Origin of the sequence: Blautia sp. HCP28S3_G10 (assembly GCF_052065235.1) — a bacterium.
In the GTDB taxonomy this organism is placed as follows: Bacteria; Bacillota; Clostridia; order Lachnospirales; family Lachnospiraceae; genus Blautia_A.
On record NZ_JBQHUL010000001.1, the window covers coordinates 140,803 to 158,577 of the forward strand.

The 17,775-nt window shown below is 41.2% G+C and carries 19 protein-coding genes and 1 other annotated feature; of the genes, 5 read left to right on the forward strand and 14 right to left on the reverse strand.

Annotation, left to right across the window (positions count from 1 at the left end; all coding sequences use genetic code 11):
- The 7 genes from ACTNB8_RS00695 to tyrS form a co-directional block, all read right to left on the reverse strand.
- Positions 1 to 837 (reverse strand): metallophosphoesterase, encoded by an 837-nt coding sequence (locus ACTNB8_RS00695; RefSeq protein WP_441051391.1) that lies wholly within the window; start codon positions 835 to 837, stop codon positions 1 to 3.
- An 8-nt stretch (positions 838 to 845) separates the two neighbouring features.
- Positions 846 to 1,877 (reverse strand): molybdopterin-binding protein, encoded by a 1,032-nt coding sequence (locus ACTNB8_RS00700; protein ID WP_441051393.1) that lies wholly within the window; start codon positions 1,875 to 1,877, stop codon positions 846 to 848.
- A 57-nt stretch (positions 1,878 to 1,934) separates the two neighbouring features.
- Complete coding sequence (locus ACTNB8_RS00705; RefSeq protein ID WP_441051395.1) at positions 1,935 to 3,125, reverse strand: D-alanyl-D-alanine carboxypeptidase family protein; 1,191 nt, start codon at positions 3,123 to 3,125, stop codon at positions 1,935 to 1,937.
- A 67-nt stretch (positions 3,126 to 3,192) separates the two neighbouring features.
- Entirely contained in the window at positions 3,193 to 4,755 is a 1,563-nt protein-coding gene (cls, locus tag ACTNB8_RS00710; protein ID WP_441051397.1) for a cardiolipin synthase, read from the reverse strand.
- A gap of 101 nt (positions 4,756 to 4,856) precedes the next feature.
- Complete coding sequence (gene rpsU, locus ACTNB8_RS00715) at positions 4,857 to 5,033, reverse strand: 30S ribosomal protein S21 (protein WP_004222305.1); 177 nt, start codon at positions 5,031 to 5,033, stop codon at positions 4,857 to 4,859.
- Positions 5,034 to 5,180: 147 nt separating this feature from the next.
- Entirely contained in the window at positions 5,181 to 7,820 is a 2,640-nt protein-coding gene (alaS, locus tag ACTNB8_RS00720; RefSeq protein WP_441051400.1) for an alanine--tRNA ligase, read from the reverse strand.
- A 36-nt stretch (positions 7,821 to 7,856) separates the two neighbouring features.
- Positions 7,857 to 9,086 (reverse strand): tyrosine--tRNA ligase, encoded by a 1,230-nt coding sequence (gene tyrS, locus ACTNB8_RS00725; RefSeq protein WP_441051402.1) that lies wholly within the window; start codon positions 9,084 to 9,086, stop codon positions 7,857 to 7,859.
- A 41-nt stretch (positions 9,087 to 9,127) separates the two neighbouring features.
- Positions 9,128 to 9,346 (reverse strand) — a binding site (T-box leader).
- Between the two features lie 365 nt (positions 9,347 to 9,711).
- Between tyrS and ACTNB8_RS00730 the strand changes: the two genes are divergently transcribed.
- Positions 9,712 to 9,978, forward strand: a complete 267-nt coding sequence (locus ACTNB8_RS00730; RefSeq protein WP_441051404.1) for a hypothetical protein — start codon at positions 9,712 to 9,714, stop codon at positions 9,976 to 9,978.
- 30 nt (positions 9,979 to 10,008) lie between these two features.
- On the opposite strand, the gene ACTNB8_RS00735 is transcribed toward ACTNB8_RS00730, so the two are convergent.
- On the reverse strand, positions 10,009 to 10,140 hold the full coding sequence (locus tag ACTNB8_RS00735) for a hypothetical protein (protein WP_441051406.1): 132 nt from the start codon (positions 10,138 to 10,140) through the stop codon (positions 10,009 to 10,011).
- Positions 10,141 to 10,238: 98 nt separating this feature from the next.
- Between ACTNB8_RS00735 and ACTNB8_RS00740 the strand changes: the two genes are divergently transcribed.
- Together ACTNB8_RS00740 and ACTNB8_RS00745 are read left to right on the forward strand one after the other, a co-directional pair.
- Positions 10,239 to 10,565: a hypothetical protein gene (locus tag ACTNB8_RS00740; RefSeq protein WP_441051407.1), complete on the forward strand. Its 327-nt coding sequence runs from the start codon at positions 10,239 to 10,241 to the stop codon at positions 10,563 to 10,565.
- A gap of 16 nt (positions 10,566 to 10,581) precedes the next feature.
- Positions 10,582 to 10,854, forward strand: a complete 273-nt coding sequence (locus tag ACTNB8_RS00745; protein WP_441051408.1) for a hypothetical protein — start codon at positions 10,582 to 10,584, stop codon at positions 10,852 to 10,854.
- Between the two features lie 91 nt (positions 10,855 to 10,945).
- On the opposite strand, the gene pgsA is transcribed toward ACTNB8_RS00745, so the two are convergent.
- From pgsA to ACTNB8_RS00775, 6 genes are read right to left on the reverse strand one after another with little or no spacing between them, the layout of a single operon-like run.
- Positions 10,946 to 11,485 (reverse strand): CDP-diacylglycerol--glycerol-3-phosphate 3-phosphatidyltransferase, encoded by a 540-nt coding sequence (gene pgsA, locus ACTNB8_RS00750; RefSeq protein WP_441051410.1) that lies wholly within the window; start codon positions 11,483 to 11,485, stop codon positions 10,946 to 10,948.
- Entirely contained in the window at positions 11,469 to 12,806 is a 1,338-nt protein-coding gene (gene rimO / locus ACTNB8_RS00755) for a 30S ribosomal protein S12 methylthiotransferase RimO (RefSeq protein WP_441051413.1), read from the reverse strand. The genes pgsA and rimO overlap by 17 nt, the downstream gene beginning before the upstream one ends.
- A 2-nt stretch (positions 12,807 to 12,808) precedes the next feature.
- Entirely contained in the window at positions 12,809 to 13,126 is a 318-nt protein-coding gene (gene rpoZ / locus ACTNB8_RS00760; protein ID WP_441051414.1) for a DNA-directed RNA polymerase subunit omega, read from the reverse strand.
- A gap of 1 nt (position 13,127) precedes the next feature.
- Entirely contained in the window at positions 13,128 to 13,760 is a 633-nt protein-coding gene (gmk, locus tag ACTNB8_RS00765; RefSeq protein ID WP_441051417.1) for a guanylate kinase, read from the reverse strand.
- The gene (locus ACTNB8_RS00770) at positions 13,753 to 14,025 is read right to left on the reverse strand and encodes a DUF370 domain-containing protein (protein ID WP_296155707.1); all 273 of its coding nucleotides are present in this window, start codon (positions 14,023 to 14,025) and stop codon (positions 13,753 to 13,755) included. The genes gmk and ACTNB8_RS00770 overlap by 8 nt, the downstream gene beginning before the upstream one ends.
- A gap of 18 nt (positions 14,026 to 14,043) precedes the next feature.
- On the reverse strand, positions 14,044 to 14,922 hold the full coding sequence (locus tag ACTNB8_RS00775) for a YicC/YloC family endoribonuclease (protein ID WP_441051419.1): 879 nt from the start codon (positions 14,920 to 14,922) through the stop codon (positions 14,044 to 14,046).
- A gap of 203 nt (positions 14,923 to 15,125) precedes the next feature.
- Between ACTNB8_RS00775 and ACTNB8_RS00780 the strand changes: the two genes are divergently transcribed.
- Both ACTNB8_RS00780 and ACTNB8_RS00785 read left to right on the forward strand, forming a co-directional pair.
- The gene (locus ACTNB8_RS00780; protein WP_441051421.1) at positions 15,126 to 15,968 is read left to right on the forward strand and encodes a YitT family protein; all 843 of its coding nucleotides are present in this window, start codon (positions 15,126 to 15,128) and stop codon (positions 15,966 to 15,968) included.
- Positions 15,969 to 15,986: 18 nt separating this feature from the next.
- Positions 15,987 to 17,741 (forward strand): Rqc2 family fibronectin-binding protein, encoded by a 1,755-nt coding sequence (locus ACTNB8_RS00785; RefSeq protein ID WP_441051423.1) that lies wholly within the window; start codon positions 15,987 to 15,989, stop codon positions 17,739 to 17,741.
- Positions 17,742 to 17,775: the final 34 nt, after the last annotated feature.

Genomic DNA, 17,775 nt, shown 5'->3' on the forward strand with positions numbered 1-17,775 from the left:
TCAGGGTTCCTTCCTGTTATAGTTGGGTTCCACTACCACTCCTGCTTTGAAAGGCAGGAGTTTTATAATGACCAGTTCGCGGGGATTATGGATGCGAATTGGAATAGTATGTTCGCCGAGGCCGGCACTTACCACCATGTGCCGTGATCCTCTGTGAAAATCACCGCAGCAGAATGGTGGAAACAGCAGAAACTGCGGACAGGTGAGTCCATGATTTTTGCCAAATCTCAGAATTCCACCGTGATAATGCCCGCAGACAGTAAGATCTGCCCCCCATGAGAAATAAGTACGGCCATATTTGGGGTTGTGAGCGAGCAGTACATGAAAACTTTTGTCTGAAGGAATGCCAAGCATATGTTCCATTTCAGTAAGACTCAGTGAAGGAGAGTTGGGTTTATGGTAGAATTCAATGGGAAGTTCCAGTCCATGAAAAGTAAAATCTGTATTTCCAAATTCCGTCAGGATCTGTTCATTGTGCAGGAAACATACACCTGCACTGGTAAGCAGACGTTCGTAATTCAGGTAGGATTCCCTGCGTTCGGGTTTAAGAAGCATTTTGTATTCATGATTTCCAAGCGAATAATATACGGGTATATCCTGAATGAGCCTGAGGATCAGGCTGGCTGCCAGAGGCAGTGTATCTGTTTCGCGGCTTACTATCATATCACCGGGAATCAAAATGGCATCGGGCTTCTGTGACATGATCGCCTGATAAAGTTTCTGATGATTTGTGCCGAAAACAAGGCCGTGCAGATCCGCAAGTACGGCAAAACAGACAGGACGGCCGTTCAGTTTGGAAGTCGGGATTTCAAATGTTCTGGTAGTAAATGTTTTCATGTAACTCCTTATTTGCCAAATCCACAATTTGGAAAAGTACAGACTGTGCAGTTCAGGCACAGTCCACCTTCACCATAGGATGAAATTTCGTCTGCCGTGATAGGATCATCTGCCATGATTCTTGGAAGGATAAGGTCAAAAATTGTTCTTTTGGCATACATAACGCAGCCAGGCAGTCCCAGGACAGGAATCCTCTTTCCGCTTTTGTCAGAATAATAAGAAAGAAGGAGCATGGCTCCGGGAAGAACTGGTGCACCATAAGTTACGATTTCTGTACCGGTATCTTTGATCGCACCTGGTGTGCGGTCATCCGGATCAACACTCATTCCACCGCTGCAGATAACCATATCGGCTCCCTGTTTAATAAAAGCAAGAATATCAGAAGTAATCTGATTTCGGTTGTCACCGGGCATAGTCTGCCCTGTGATCTCACAGGAATATTCTGCAAGTTTTTCTCTTAGTACAGGAGTAAAAGTATCTTTGATAAGTCCCTTTTGGACTTCACTTCCGGTAGTGACAATGCCGACTTTTTTGGGATGGAAAGGAAGTATGGAAAAAACAGGTTCCTCTCCTGCTGCTTTTACAGCATGATCCATTTTTTCCTGAGAAATTACAAGAGGAATAATCCTTGTTCCGGCAATTTTATCTCCTTTTTTTACAGGAAAATCACCATGTCTTGATGCAATCATCATTTCACCAAGAGAATTTACTGCCATAAGAGCGTCTCTTCTGATTTTGAGAAGCCCATCACAGTCGGCAATCAGTTCAATTTTGCCTTCGCGGATATCACTTCCATGCATATGATCACCTGCACATATTCTGTACAGTATTTCAGCACCTTCGTTTTCATGAAGGATTCCTTCCTGTTTTTCCCATACAAAGAGATGTTCTTTTCCTACAGAAAGTAGTGCCGGAATATCTTCCTTGCGGATGATATGTCCTTTTTTAAAGAGGACACCTTTTTTTTCGTCTTTTATGATCTGTGTGATGTCGTGGCACAAAACCTGACCAACAGCATCTTCTGTTCTGATTTCTTTCATTTTATCACTCTCCACAGCCGATTTGCATTCTATTATACCTCTATATATATTGGTTTGTCAAAAGCTAGCTTGGGTGTTTCCGAGAAATTCACGCCAGATCCTGAGAATACAGTCCTGACAAGTGGCTTTTCTGACTGATTTTGAAAAGGTAACAGGGAGGCTTCCGAGTTTCCTGTTTCCGCTGTAATAAACAAGTTCTCCGGCAGACTGATTTTTCTTTACAGGTGCGGAAATATTTTCAGGAAGTTTCAGCTTTTTGCGGATAGCAGAAGGTGCTCCATCTGTGAAAAGAAAACGAAAGGTTCCCTTATATTTGAGATGAACTTTTTCTTCTATACCACCTTTGACAGGGATAACTGGAAGAGGAGGCGGTGTATTATCTGTATACAGAGAACATCTTTCAAAACCATAATTCAGCATTGCAGCGGCGTCTTTCAGGCGGGCTTTGTAGTCGGGAGCTGCCATTACAACAGAAATCAGGGAAAGTCCATTTCTTTTTGCAACAGCAGATATACAGAAGCCGGCTTTGCTGGTGCTGCCGGTTTTTAGGCCTACGCACCCTTTGTAAGTACGAAGAAGTTTATTGGTGTTAGTTAGGACAAATTCTTTGGAACCCTTTCTTGTAACGTGAGTAATGTTATCCATCCAGATCGTAGAATAGTCCAGAACTTTCGGATGCTTAGTAATCAGCTCGCGGCTCATAAGAGATATGTCATAAGCAGTAGTATAATGGTAATCGGAGTCTGTAAGACCGCAACAGTCGGTAAAGTGAGTGTTTTTCATGTTCAGAGAGACTGCTTTCTGATTCATCTGCTGTACAAAAGCTTCTTCACTTCCTGAAATATGCTCAGCCATTGCGACACTGGCATCATTTCCTGAAGCTACAATGATACATTTGATCATTGTTTCTACAGTCTGGGTTTCTCCTTCTTCCAGAAAAACCTGGGATCCGCCCATGGATTTTGCATATGCACTTGTAGTTACAATATCGTCAGGTTTAAGTTTTCCGGCATCAAGATTTTCAAAAATAAGAAGAAGTGTCATGATTTTTGTGATGCTGGCAGGACTTCTTCTTGTGTCTTTGTCTTTTTCATAGATGACAGTTCCTGTTTCCGGTTCTATCAGCACAGCACTTGGCGCAGACAGTTCAAGCCGGATTTCAGGAGAGCTTTCTGCTGACACGTATGCCGGCAGAAAAGCTGTAATAAAAAAATATATACATAAAAAAAGGCTCCAATGCTTTTTCATCGTTTGTCTCCCCGAAATATATTCTATTCTATTTTAAATAGAATATATGGAAAATATGACAAAAGAATTAAAGCAATGGAGCAAAAACACGCATAATACTCTGAATACCACGAATAACTATATTTCTGTTTTTACAGAAATCAATGCTTATAGGATCACAGTAATTCAAAGTTTCCTGAAAATCCTGCAGAATGTCATTTACCACATCATTTTTGTAAAACCATACACCATCTTCAAAATGAAGATACAGACTGCGGTAGTCGAGATTGATAGTTCCAACAACTGCAATTTCATCATCACAGACGAAAGATTTGGCATGAAGAAATCCCGGTTGATATTCATAGATCCGTACACCAGCTTCCAGAAGCTGTTCGTAATAAGACTGAGTAAGAAGGAAAACCATCTTTTTGTCAGGAACTGCCGGTGTCATGATTCGGATATCAACACCACTTTTGGCTGCAAGACAAAGGGCAGTCATCATTTCATTATCAATGATCAGGTATGGGGTGCAGATATAAACATATTTACGGGCACGGTTAATGATATTAAGATATACATTTTCACCGACTACTTCTCCATCCAGAGGTGTATCACTGAAAGGCTGCACAAAACCATTATGAGAGAAAGACTCCGGATGATATCTGTGTGGCATGTATTCTGTATAATTAACAGATTCTCTTGAACCGTTTACAACACTCCACATATGAAGGAACATTACAGTCATATTCCATACTGCTTCACCTTTAAGCATAACTGCAGTATCTTTCCAGTGCCCAAAGCGTTCTTTCTGATTAATATATTCATCAGCAAGATTAATACCGCCGGTAAATCCGGTTTTCCCGTCAATAACACAGATTTTACGATGGTCACGGTTGTTCTGTACAATATTAAGAATAGGCCTGAACGGATTGAAAATTTTACACTGAATGCCTTTCTTTCTGAGATAACGGTCATATTTATTAGGGAGTGTGGTGACACAGCCAAAACCATCGTAGATAAGCCGGACATCCACACCTTCGGCAGCTTTGCGTTCAAGAATATCCAGAATTGTTCTCCACATAACACCGTCGTTAATGATGAAATATTCGATGTAGATGTAATGACTGGCCTGTTCAAGTTCTGCTACCAGCGCAGGGAACATATCATCTCCTACCTGAAAATATCTGGCGGTGGTATTTCCGTGAACCGGAAAACCGGAATAGTTTCGGATATAAGCGGACTGTACAGCTGCTGACAAATCTTCCTCTGTGATCAGACGTTGAACTTCAGGATCCTGTTCCATATATGGAAGACTTTCTTCCTGGATTTCAGCATAATGTTCCTGAATTTTCTGGGCAATACGTGACTTTCCAAAAAGAATGTATAAGAGCAGACCAAACACAGGAAATACCAGAATCAGCATAGTCCAGCCGAGTTTATAAGATGGATTGATTTTTTTGTTCAAAATCCACAGTACCGAAGCAATACTGATGGCTGTAATTCCAAAAGAAATATATTTTGAGTAAGCCGCAAGACGCCATACAACAAAGAAAAGCCATCCGAGCTGAATCAGTAATGCAAAGACAATATAAAAAATACGATTAAAAATAAGTTTGAGTAATTTTTTCAGGGTTTTCATTATATAGCTCATTCGTTACTCCGTTTATCTGTTGATGCGAGTCTGTTAATAATATCACAGATTATGATTTTAAAAATCCCTGACGGATATTCGTCAGGGATTTTTGCGCACAATTAATTATATTTACGTTTTCTTGCGGCTTCAGATTTTTTCTTACGACGAACGCTTGGTTTCTCGTAATGCTCTCTCTTGCGGATTTCCTGCTGGATACCTGCTTTTGCACAGCTTCTCTTGAATCTGCGAAGAGCGCTATCTAAAGTCTCGTTTTCTTTTACGATAACGTTTGACATAGACTCACACCTAACCTCCCTCCAGTTGTAGATTGTGCTAAAATACAACTGTCTGGGTATTTTTCTTGCACGTGTTTTATTATATATCATAGCTGTGACATTCGTCAACAACAATTTGGTTATTTTTAGAAAAAAGTTCTGAACGTGTTACTGAAGCTGCTGTTCAAGAAGACCTGCCACTGCTTCCACTGCCTCCTGAGCTTTTTCCGGATTTTTACCGCCTGCCTGTGCCATATTTGGACGGCCACCGCCGCCTCCACCTACGATAGCTGCTACACCCTTGATAAGGTTTCCGGCATGAGCACCGGCTTTCTGAGCACCGTCTGTTGCCATTGCAAGAAGATTTACTTTTCCGCCGTTTACTGCTGCGAGAACAACAACGCCCTCTCCGAGTTTTTCTTTCAGCTGATCGCCAAGATCACGAAGTCCGTTCATATCTACGCCATCAACTTTGGCTGCAAGAAGTTTTATTCCTTTAACTTCTACTACCTGATCTATAACATTGCCAAGAGAACCCTGTGCCAGCTTGCTCTTGAGAGAATCGTTTTCACTCTGCAGTGTTTTTACTTCAGCCTGAAGATGCGCAATTTTTTCAGATACTTCTGATGGCTGTGCCTTCAGCGCTCTGGCAGCTGCATGGAGCATTTCTTCCTGTTTTTTATAATAGTTAATAACACCGTTACCTGTAAGGGCTTCAATACGGCGGACACCTGCTGCAACACCTGCTTCAGATACGATTTTGAAGAGCATGATGGAACTAGTATTCTTTACATGAGTACCACCGCAGAGTTCTTTGGAAAAATCTCCCATGGATACTACACGTACTTTCTGATCATATTTTTCGCCGAACAGTGCCATGGCACCGGACTTTTTGGCTTCTTCTACATCCATAACAGTAGTTACAACAGGAAGCGCTGCCTGAATTTCTTTATTTACAAGAGTTTCAGTTGCTTCAATCTCTTCCGGAGTCATTGCCTGGAAGTGAGCAAAGTCAAAACGAAGTCTGTCTGGTGTAACAAGAGAACCTTTCTGTTCTACATGAGAACCAAGTACTGTTTTGAGAGCCTTCTGAAGAAGATGTGTAGCACTGTGGTTCTTTTCTGTATCTCGACGAGCCTGTTCGTTGACTTTGAGGGATACTTTGTCGCCAGTGGAAATCATTCCGGATTCCATATGGCCTACATGGCCAAATTTGCCGCCACGAAGTTTGATTGTGTCTTCTACAACAAATTTACCATTTGCTGTTTCGATTACGCCACAGTCACCGTCCTGTCCACCCATTGTTGCATAGAAAGGAGTTTCTTTTACAAATACAGTACCTTTCTGGCCTTCCATGAGAGAAGAAACAATTTCGGTTTCTGTTGTAAGAACTGTAATGTCTGACTCACATTCAAGATGTTCATAACCTACAAATTCAGTAGTTATATTTACATCAATATCATCATATACGGTGGCATCAGCTCCCATGTAGTTGGTAACCTCACGGGCGGTACGTGCTTTCACACGCTGTTCTTCCATTGCTTTCTGGAAGCCTTCTTCATCAATCCCGTAACCTTTTTCTTCGAGAATCTCTTTTGTAAGGTCAAGAGGGAATCCGTAAGTATCATAAAGTTTGAATGCATCATCACCGGAAAGTGTCTTTTCTCCGGCAGCAGTCATTTTATCTTCCATATCTGTAAGGATACGGAGACCCTGGTCAATAGTTTTGTTGAACTGATTTTCTTCATTTGTAAGTACATTGAAGATGAAATCTTTCTTTTCTTCAAGTTCCGGATATCCGGCCTTGGAACCGTTGATTACTTCCTCACTTAATTTGGCAAGGAAAGTTCCTTTGATACCAAGAAGACGTCCGTGACGTGCTGCGCGACGGATCAGACGACGAAGTACATAACCTCTTCCCTCGTTTGTTGGCATGATACCGTCGGAAATCATAAATGTGGCAGAACGGATATGGTCTGTGATAAGACGGATGGATACATCGTCATTATAATTTTTTTCGTATTCTTTGCCTGAAATCTGGCATACAAGATTACGAAGAGCACAGATGGTATCAACATCAAAAATGGAATCAACGTCCTGAACAATAACTGCCAGACGTTCCAGTCCCATACCTGTATCGATATTTTTCTGTTTCAGAGTTGTATAGTTTCCGTTACCGTCATTTTCAAATTGTGTAAATACATTGTTCCATACTTCCATATAACGGTCACAGTCACAGCCTACAGTACAGCCAGGTTTGCCACAGCCGTATTTTTCTCCACGGTCATAATAAATTTCTGAACATGGGCCACATGGACCTGCACCGTGTTCCCAGAAATTGTCTTCTTTTCCGAAACGGAAAATACGTTCAGCAGGGATTCCTACTTCTTTGTTCCAGATATCGAAAGCTTCATCGTCATCGAGATATACAGAAGGATAAAGACGGTTTGCATCCAGTCCTACTACATCTGTAAGGAATTCCCATGACCAGTGGATTGCTTCTCTTTTAAAGTAATCACCAAAAGAGAAGTTTCCGAGCATTTCGAAAAATGTACCATGGCGCGCTGTTTTTCCTACGTTTTCAATATCTCCGGTACGGATACATTTCTGGCAGGTAGTTACTCGTGTTCTTGGCGGTATTTCTGCGCCTGTAAAATATGGTTTCAGTGGTGCCATTCCTGCATTGATGAGCAGAAGGCTCTTGTCTCCCTGTGGTACCAGAGAGAAGCTTTTCATTACCAGATGTCCTTTGCTTTCCATGAAATCAAGAAACATCTGACGAAGTTCATTTACTCCGTATTTTTTCATGATTATCTCCTCCTGAAAGTATTTATATATACTTTATTATTTAACATAGATTCTGTTAAATTTCTTTTTGCCGCGTTTCAGCACAAGACCGTCACCGGAAAAAGCATCTTTTGATACGGTATGTTTGATGTCTGTGATTTTTTCGCTGTCAATGGAAACACCGCCCTGTTCAATTGCACGGCGTCCTTCAGAACGTGTAGGAACAAGACCTGCTTTTATAAGCATTGTAATAAGATCAATAGTCTCGTCGTCTGCAAAATCTTCAGCAGTGAGTTCTGTGGACGGCATATGTGCTGTGTCAGCGCCGCCTGCAAAAAGTGCTCTTGCACCTTCCTGTGCTTTCTTTGCTTCTTCTTCACCATGTACAAGGTTGGTAAGTTCATAGGCCAGGATTTCTTTGGCTTTGTTTAACTGGCTGCCCTCCCATTTGGCCATCTCATCGATTTCTTCCAGAGGAAGGAACGTGAGAAGACGCATGCATTTGATGACATCTGCGTCATCCACATTTCTCCAGTACTGATAAAAATCAAACGGAGAAGTTTTGTTTGGATCAAGCCATACTGCACCTGACTGTGTTTTGCCCATTTTTTTGCCTTCCGAATTCAGAAGAAGCGTGATTGTCATTGCATAAGCATCTTTGCCAAGTTTACGACGGATAAGTTCTGTACCACCGAGCATGTTGCTCCACTGGTCATCACCACCAAACTGCATGTTACAGCCGTATTTCTGATACAGCATGTAGAAGTCGTAACTCTGCATGATCATGTAGTTAAATTCAAGAAAACTTAAGCCTCTTTCCATACGCTGTTTGTAGCATTCGGCTGTGAGCATACGGTTTACTGAGAAATGCGCACCTACATCACGAAGCAGATCTACATAATTTAAATTCAGAAGCCAGTCAGCATTATTGACCATAAGTGCTTTTCCATCAGAAAAGTCGATGAAACGGGACATTTGTTTTTTGAAGCAGTCAATGTTATGCTGGATTGTTTCTTTTGTCATCATCTGACGCATATCTGTTCTTCCGGATGGATCTCCGATCATTCCGGTTCCGCCACCGAGAAGGGCAATTGGACGGTTTCCGGCCATCTGGAGACGTTTCATAAGGCAAAGAGCCATGAAATGTCCCACATGAAGGCTGTCCGCTGTAGGGTCAAAGCCGATATAAAAAGTAGCTTTGCCATTGTTTACCATTTCTTTGATTTCATCTTCGTCTGTTACCTGGGCAATTAGACCTCTGGCCTTAAGTTCTTCCCATACTGTCATTTTATTATCCTCCTGTTATCAAAAAAACCCGGTTCCAGTCCGTTTAGGACGAGAACCGGGTCCCGTGATACCACCTAAATTCGCAGAAATAAGTTCTGCCTCATTGAGCACAGTAACGAGTGCCAAACCGCTGCAGCCTACTGGAGAATTTCGGTGCAGAGCTCCAGGATGTATTCACATAAAATTTCCACGCGCCTCTCACCAGCCGGCAACTCTCTGTGTGTTCCTTTCAGGCTACTTCTTCCCTTCTAAGCCATTGTCGTTTGTTACTGTTCACTCTGTTCACAGCAACTGTCATTTACTTTAAAAGTATACAAACTGAAAAAATGTTTGTCAAGGGTGTTTTCTTAACGTTTTAACAACTTAAAGTGGTAAAAAGTTACTGTTCACTCCGTTCACAGCAACTTGGTCAAAATCCATTCCAAATCACCTTCGGTGATGGGATTTTGACCCGTATGTCTCGGGATTTTGCCATGAATATGGCAAAACACCTCGCGGAATATTACCTGTGAACAGTAACGGTAAAAAACCTTTTATAAACATCACATATGCTGTAGTCACAACGGACAGGACTCTGCCATAGTATGAATTGTGAACATATTTATTTTTTATGGAGGAATTCTTCATGAGTGATTTAGCTGCAACAAACTGTGGATGCGATAATGGTTGTGGATGTAGTAATGGCTGCGGATGCGGAAACGGATGTGGTACGGGAATCTTTGGAGGAAATTCATGTAACTGTATACTCTGGATCATCATTCTGATGTACTGCTGCGGAAATAACGGCTGCAATAACGGCTGCGGCTGTGGAAATGATAGCTGCTGGATTATTGTTGTACTGCTTCTGCTCTGCGGTGGATGTGGAAACAACGGCTGTGGATGTGGCTGCTGATTTTTGAGGAGTCTTGTACTTGGGCAGAGGTTATTTCCTCTGCCTTTTCTGCTGCTCCTCTTTTTTCTTCTCTTCTTCCTGCTTTTTCTTTTTTATACATTGCAGATCTATTTCATAAAAAGCATTTCCATTCAGTATCAGCTTTTCTTTTTTTTCCTCCATATAAAAGCCTCCGGGATTTTATATAGTTTATTCTATGTCAAAAAGCCTGGTTCTGTCATAAGCTAAATAGAAAATGCATAATATGAACAGGAAATCAAATGGAGCAGGAAAAGATTTTACAGACATTTTTTGATCAGATGATTACAGATGAAAACGGGCAGATGCTGAAAGCAATGATCCCTTATCTTCCACCGGGGGGACAGCAGATTTTTTCGCTGTATGCAAAAGCAAGAGAGTTTTATAATACAGCAGTTCTTTTTGGAAAAAATACCGGTGATATGCAGATATGCAGCATGCCGGAATCAGATTCTGTAGAAATACTGGAAAACATAAAACAGTACAGTTACGGAAAAAGCAGACAGCGGCTGGATCAGATTACAAATATGATTGCAATGATCCGGATCATGCAGCTTATGAAAGATTAATGATGGGGGTAGGAAAATGAGTGATGACTGGAGAGAAGATCCCGGACTGAAACAGATGGACAAAGAAAAACTGGATATGCTTCAGAAACTGGCAGAACAGGGAAAAGGTAAAAATGCTTCAGATATGCTGCCGTTTCTGATGAGCGCAGCTTCCAGAGGAAAAAACAACGGACTGAAATTTTCAGCAGATGAAATATCTGTTATCCTGACGGCATTGAAATCTGGAAAAAGTTCTGCCGAGGCTGCGAAGATTGACCAGATTGTAAATCTGATGCATATGATACGCTGAACATGAGGACAAAAATAAAACAAAGCCCCGTATTTCATATACCGAAATACGGGGAAAGTGTCAGAACTAACATTTCCTGTCCGGAAAGATATTATTCCTGCATGGACAGAACAGATTTATTCTGCCAGATATAAGTGATCAGTGAAATAACAGTAAGTGCCAGGGAAAGCCAGATAAAGATTTGTTCCAGGACTACAAAAATTCCTCCAAAATTTAAAATAAGAAGAATAATCATGATCATCTGGGATACGGTTTTGAATTTTCCCCAGTAATTTGCTGCAATAACTACACCGTTTTCAGCAGCGATCAGACGGAAACCGCTGATAATAAATTCTCTGGCAATAATGATGATAACAAACCATGCCGGAAGACGGTTTAATTCGATCATACAGATCATAGCTGAGCAGACAAGAAGTTTATCTGCCAGTGGATCCATGAATTTGCCAAAGTTTGTTATGAGATTATATTTGCGGGCGAGATGTCCGTCAAACCAGTCAGTAATACTGGCTGCTGCAAAAAGTGCAAGAGAAATATAACGATTGGCTTCACCGCCCCATCCGGTGAGAAGAAAAATGACCAGAAAAGGAACCATGATCATACGTGCTACTGTAAGTTTATTCGGTGTATTCATCAGCTAACTCTCCTATCAAATCATATTCCAGAGCACCTGTAACACAGACTCTGGCAAAATCACCGGTTACCATAAGTTCACCGGTCTGTACAAACATATAACCGTCAACTTTTGGAGCATCTGCATATGTTCGTCCAATATAGGCACTCTCGCCGGAAACCTTACCCTCAATCATGACAAGCATTTCCTGGCCGATTCTTTCATTGCCTTTCTCCAGAGAAATTTCCTGCTGAAGAGCCATAATTTCATCTCTTCGCTCTTCTTTTAATTCTTCGGGAATCTGATCCGGCATAGAGGCAGCAGGAGTTCCTTCTTCGGGCGAATAAGTAAATACACCCAGTCGGTCAAACTCAGTTTCATCTACAAATTCCATAAGCTCCTGATGATCTTCCTCAGTTTCACCCGGGAAACCTGTGATGAGTGAGGTCCTGAGAACAATATCAGGGATTTCCTTTCGAAGTTTGGCGATGATTTCTATAAGCTGTGCTTTGCTTGTACGGCGTCCCATACGTTTCAGGATGCGGTCGCTGCAGTGCTGGATAGGAAGATCCAGATAATGACAGATTTTCTTTTCTTCTTTCATGACCTGAATCAGTTCATCATAAATTTCCTCCGGATAACAGTAAAGAATACGTATCCATCGTATGCCGCTGATTTTACATAATTTCCTGAGAAGAATGTGAAGAGTTTTGTGACCGTAAATATCTGTTCCGTATACAGTAGTTTCCTGTGCGACAAGGATAAGTTCCTTAACGCCCTGAGAAGCCATGTATTCTGCCTGAGCAAGAAGACGTTCTTCCGGGACACTGCGGAACCTGCCTCTAAGAGAAGGAATAATACAATAAGTGCAATGCTTATCACATCCTTCTGCAATTTTCAGATATCCAAAATGTCCACCTGTGGTCAGAATTCTTCTGCCAGAATCTTCTGGAAGATAATTGATATCTTTAAATTCCTCAAAATGATTTCCGACCGCCGCTTCGTTAAGGGCCTTGACTATATCGCCATAGGAAGTAGTACCAAGAACAGAATCTACTTCAGGGATTTCCTGAATAATTTCTTCTTTGTAACGCTGTGCCATACAGCCGGTTACGATCAGTGCCTTGCAGGTGCCCTGTTTTTTGTATTCTGCCATTTCAAGAATAGTATTAATACTTTCTTCTTTTGCGTCATGTATAAAACAACAGGTGTTGATAACAATGCCGTCAGCATCTTCTTCGGAATCTACAATCTCATGACCACTTGCGGTGAGGAGACCAAGCATCTCTTCGGAATCGGCCAGATTCTTGTCACACCCAAGTGAAATAAACAGTATTTTCATAATTATTCTTCTGTGCTTTCAGGTGCTTCAGTTTCTGCTTCAGCTGTTTCTGTATGTGTGGTGGAGGTGCTGGTTTCTTCATCTTCACCTGTGGCAACGATTTTAACTTCACCTTTGTATAATTCATCGATTGCGATGGCAAGAGGTTTTTTGCCGGCAGTGCCGCTTACCAGTGGTTCTGCACCTGCGATCAGCTGACGTGCTCTCTTGCTTGTTGCAAGTACAAGAGAATAACGACTGTTGAGCATCATAGTGTTGTCATCTTCCTCTGCGTTGTTATTGATTGCCTGAATCAGTTCACTGTATGATGGATGTATCATATTAATTTTCCCCTTTCATAAAGATCCTTGCTTCTTCCTGGATCGTTTTGATAAAATCTTCATTTCTGCGTGCACGGCTCTGTTCGCTTAGAACGATCTGGTGGAGCCTTTCAACACAGCCGTCTACCTCGTCATTGACGAGAAGATAATCATAGTTTTCCATTCCTTCGGATTCCTCGGCAGCTCTCATAAGGCGGGAATGGATCACATCCTGAGATTCTGTACCTCTTCCTGTAAGACGTTCCTCCAGTTCTTTGATAGATGGTGGAGTTACAAAAATCAATACAGCTTCCGGTATTTTTTCTTTTATTTTCATGGCACCTTGTATTTCTATTTCAAGAATTACATTTTTGCCTTTGGAGAGCATTTCCTCAACATAAAAACGAGGTGTTCCATAATAATTGCCTACATATTCAGCATATTCCAGAAGCTGATCATCAGCAATCAGTTTTTCTACTTCTTCTTTTGTACGGAAAAAATATTCCCGCCCATCTTCTTCACCCTGGCGGGGGGCTCTTGTGGTAACAGATATGGATAATGCATAGTCGTCATGCTTTTCCAGAAGCCGTTTCATGACAGTACCTTTACCTGCACCAGAAAAACCGGATACAACAGCTAATATACCTTTACTCATGTTCCTCTTCCTTTTCCTCGTAATCATATGCTTCTGCAAAACGTCGGGCAATTGTTTCCGGCTGCAGAGCAGAAAGAACCAGATAATCGTCTGAAGTGACGATTACGGCCTTTGTTTTACGTCCTTGAGTTGCATCAATCAGTGAACGGGTACCTTTTACATTTTGGACCATTCGTTTCACCGGTGCTGCATCAGGACTGACAACGGCTACTATTTTACGGGAGTTTACTACGTTCCCGAAGCCGATATTAATTAATTTTGCCACAGATATTTCATGCTCCTATCACTCAATATTCTGAATCTGCTCACGTATTTTTTCTATTTCTGTCTTCAGGTCAATGGCAATGTTGGAAACCTGGAGATCGTTAGATTTGGACAGAATCGTATTGGCTTCACGATTCATTTCCTGAGCCATGAAATCCATTTTGCGTCCCACGCCATCCTGCTCTTTCAGGATATTTTTCATCCCCTGTATATGGCTGTGAAGACGTACAGTTTCTTCATCGTTGCAGATTTTGTCGGAAAAAAGAACAACTTCTGCTGCAATTCGGTTATCATCGATCTGACTGTCTTCCAGAAGTTCATGAACCTTCTGTTCCAGCTTTTCTCTGTAAGCCTGAACAACTTCCGGAGAACGCTCTTCTACCTGTGAGACTTTTCTGTCCAGGTCTTCCAGTTTCTGAAGAAGATCTTCTTTCAGATGCTGGCCTTCTCTTGTACGTGCCTCAACGAATCGCTGGCAGGCTTCTTTAAGTGTTACTTCCAGGCATTCCCACAATGTTTCTTCATCAATAGAAGCATCTTCCATTGTGAGAACTTCAGGATATCTTGATAATGTAGTTACACGGATGTCATTTTCAAGATGAAATTCTTCTTCCATCTGTTTCAAATAACTGAGATATTCTGAAGCAAGTTCCCGATTGTATTTCAGAGCAACGCTGCTGGCGGTATAATCTTCATAGGAAATAAATACGTCTACCTTACCACGCTGCATATATGTTTTCATAAGGTTACGAACCTGACCTTCAAAAACATTGAATTTACGGGGCATTTTTATGTTCAGATCAAGATATCTGTGATTAACTGATTTCAGTTCCACAGTGATCTTGCGCTGAGCAGTTACTGTTTCTGCACGGCCGAAGCCTGTCATACTTTTTATCATAAGTCTCTCTCACTTTGCAAGTCTGTTCTTTTTACATACAGATTTATTATAGTGCATTCTAAAAAACTAGTCAATTTTTTTTTGTAAATAATTCGCAGCGTGTTATCCGAGTACTTTCTCCTGATAGCTGGTTACATTGACACAGTACTTCCTTTCGAGGTAAAATATAGTAATGAATTTTATGGGTGTGGAGGAGGTATATTATGAACGAAAAGATTAAACATTTTCTGCTGCTTACAGTCAGTACGCTGATTATGGCGGTAGGAACATATTTTTTCAAATTTACAAATAATTTTACATTTGGAGGAATTACAGGTCTGGCAGTACTTGTTGCAGACCGGTCGGCTATTTCGGCCAGTGACTTTTCTTTTATTGTCAATATGATCCTTCTTGTGATCGGATTTGTGGTTCTTGGAAAAAAATTTGCTGCAAAAACGGCATATTGCAGTATTCTTCTGTCGGTCGCACTTTCTACTCTTGAACGTGTCTGCCCGATGGATCATCCTCTGACAGACCAGACTATGCTGGAACTCTGTTTTGCAATTGCACTTCCGGCACTTGGTTCTGCAATTCTTTTTAATATAGGATCTTCAAGCGGAGGAACAGACATCATTGCCATGATTCTCAAAAAATACAGCAGTTTTAATATAGGCAAAGCACTGCTGGTAACAGATATCCTTATTACTGTTGCGGGCTGCTTTGTGTTTGATATTCAGACAGGCCTGTATTCATTTTTGGGACTTGCAATCCGTTCGTTTATGATCGATAACTTTATTGAAAGCTTTAATCTGTCCAAATATTTTAATGTTGTATGCGATAGTCCGGAACCTGTCTGTGACTTTCTTGTACATACGCTGAACAGAAGTGCTACAATTGTACATGCCCAGGGGGCTTTTTCAGGAAAAGATAAATATATTGTCCTTACTGCACTGAACCGTCCCCAGGCTGTCAAATTACGTAATTATATCAAAGAAAATCAGCCGTCTGCATTTATTCTTATTTCCAATACAAGTGAGATAATTGGAAAAGGATTTCACAGTGTCTGATATAGAGGAGAATTAAATATGGCTTTTGATGGAATAACCATTGCTGCAATGGTAAAGGAATTACACAAAAATCTGGATGGCGGGCGATTTAACAAAATTGCACAGCCTGAATCAGATGCACTTATGATTACGGGAAAAGGGCAGAATGGACAGTGTCGTCTGCTGATTTCAGCCAGTGCTTCCCTTCCGTTGATTTATTTTACAAATAAAAATAAACCGAGTCCGATGACAGCTCCAAATTTTTGCATGCTGCTCCGTAAATATATAGGAAGTGCAAGGATTGGCAGTATACGACAGCCAGGACTGGAACGCGTGGTAGAATTTGAACTGGAACATCTGAATGAACTGGGAGATCCATGCAAAAAAATTCTGATCGTTGAGCTGATGGGAAAACACAGCAATATTATTTTCTGTGATGAGAACCGCATGATTCTCGACAGTATCAAGCATGTGTCTTCCAATATGAGTTCTGTACGTGAAGTCCTTCCCGGACGTCAGTATTTTCTGCCTCATACACAGGAAAAGCTGGATCCGTTTTCTGTTACTGAAGAAGAATTCAGAAATATTGTATGTAAAAAGCCATGTAATATTTCAAAGGCAATTTATACAACGCTTACGGGTCTGAGTCCTCTGATTGCGGAGGAAATATGTTACCGTGCATCAATTGATGGAAGTGATGCTGCGCAGTCTCTCTCAGAAGCTGCACAGCTACATCTGTATCATACATTCAACCGGTTGATGGAACGGGTATGTGAGGGGGATTTTACACCGAATATTATTTACAGAGATGAAGAACCTGTAGAATATGCAGTACTTCCTCTTACACAATATGGTGCCGAATATCACAGTGAGACTTTTGAAACTGTATCAGCAATGCTTGAGACCTATTATGCTTCCCGCGATGTTCTGAACAGGATCAGACAGAAATCCTCGGATTTGCGAAGAATCGTACAGACTGCACTGGAACGTAATCGCAAAAAATATATTCTTCAGCAGAAACAAATGAAGGATACCGCAAAAAAGGATAAATATAAGGTTTATGGTGAACTGATCAATACTTATGGATATGGCCTGGAAGAAGGCTGTAAATCTTTCAAAGCGCTGAATTATTATACAAATGAAGAAATTACGATTCCTCTTGACCCTTCTCTCACGCCGGGGGAAAATGCAAAGAAATATTTTGACAGGTATGGCAAACTGAAGCGAACTGAGGAAGCTCTGACAGAACAGCTTGCTGAAACAGAATCGGAAATTGAACATCTGGAATCTGTTTCCAATGCACTGGATATTGCAAGAGCGGAAAGTGATCTCAGTCAGATCAAAGAAGAACTGACAGAATATGGGTATATCAAGAAACATTATACTGGAAAAAAGGGGCAGAAGGCTCAGTCAAAATCAAAACCATTTCACTATATTTCAAGTGACGGATTTGATATTTATGTTGGCAAAAACAATTTCCAAAATGATGAACTTACATTCAAACAGGCGACCGGAAATGACTGGTGGTTTCATGCAAAGAAAATGGCCGGTTCTCATGTTGTCGTAAAAACAAAAGACGGTGAGCTTCCGGATCGTACTTTTGAGGAAGCTGGCCGTCTGGCAGCCTATTATTCAAAAGGCCGTACTGCACCAAAAGTGGAAATTGACTATATACAGAAAAAACATGTAAAAAAACCGGCAGGCGCAAAACCTGGATTTGTTGTATATTATACAAACTATTCACTGATGGCAGAACCGGATATCTCAGACATAAAAGAAGCATCTCAGTCCTGACGGACAGGGATGCTTCTTTATTGTGCGTATTAAA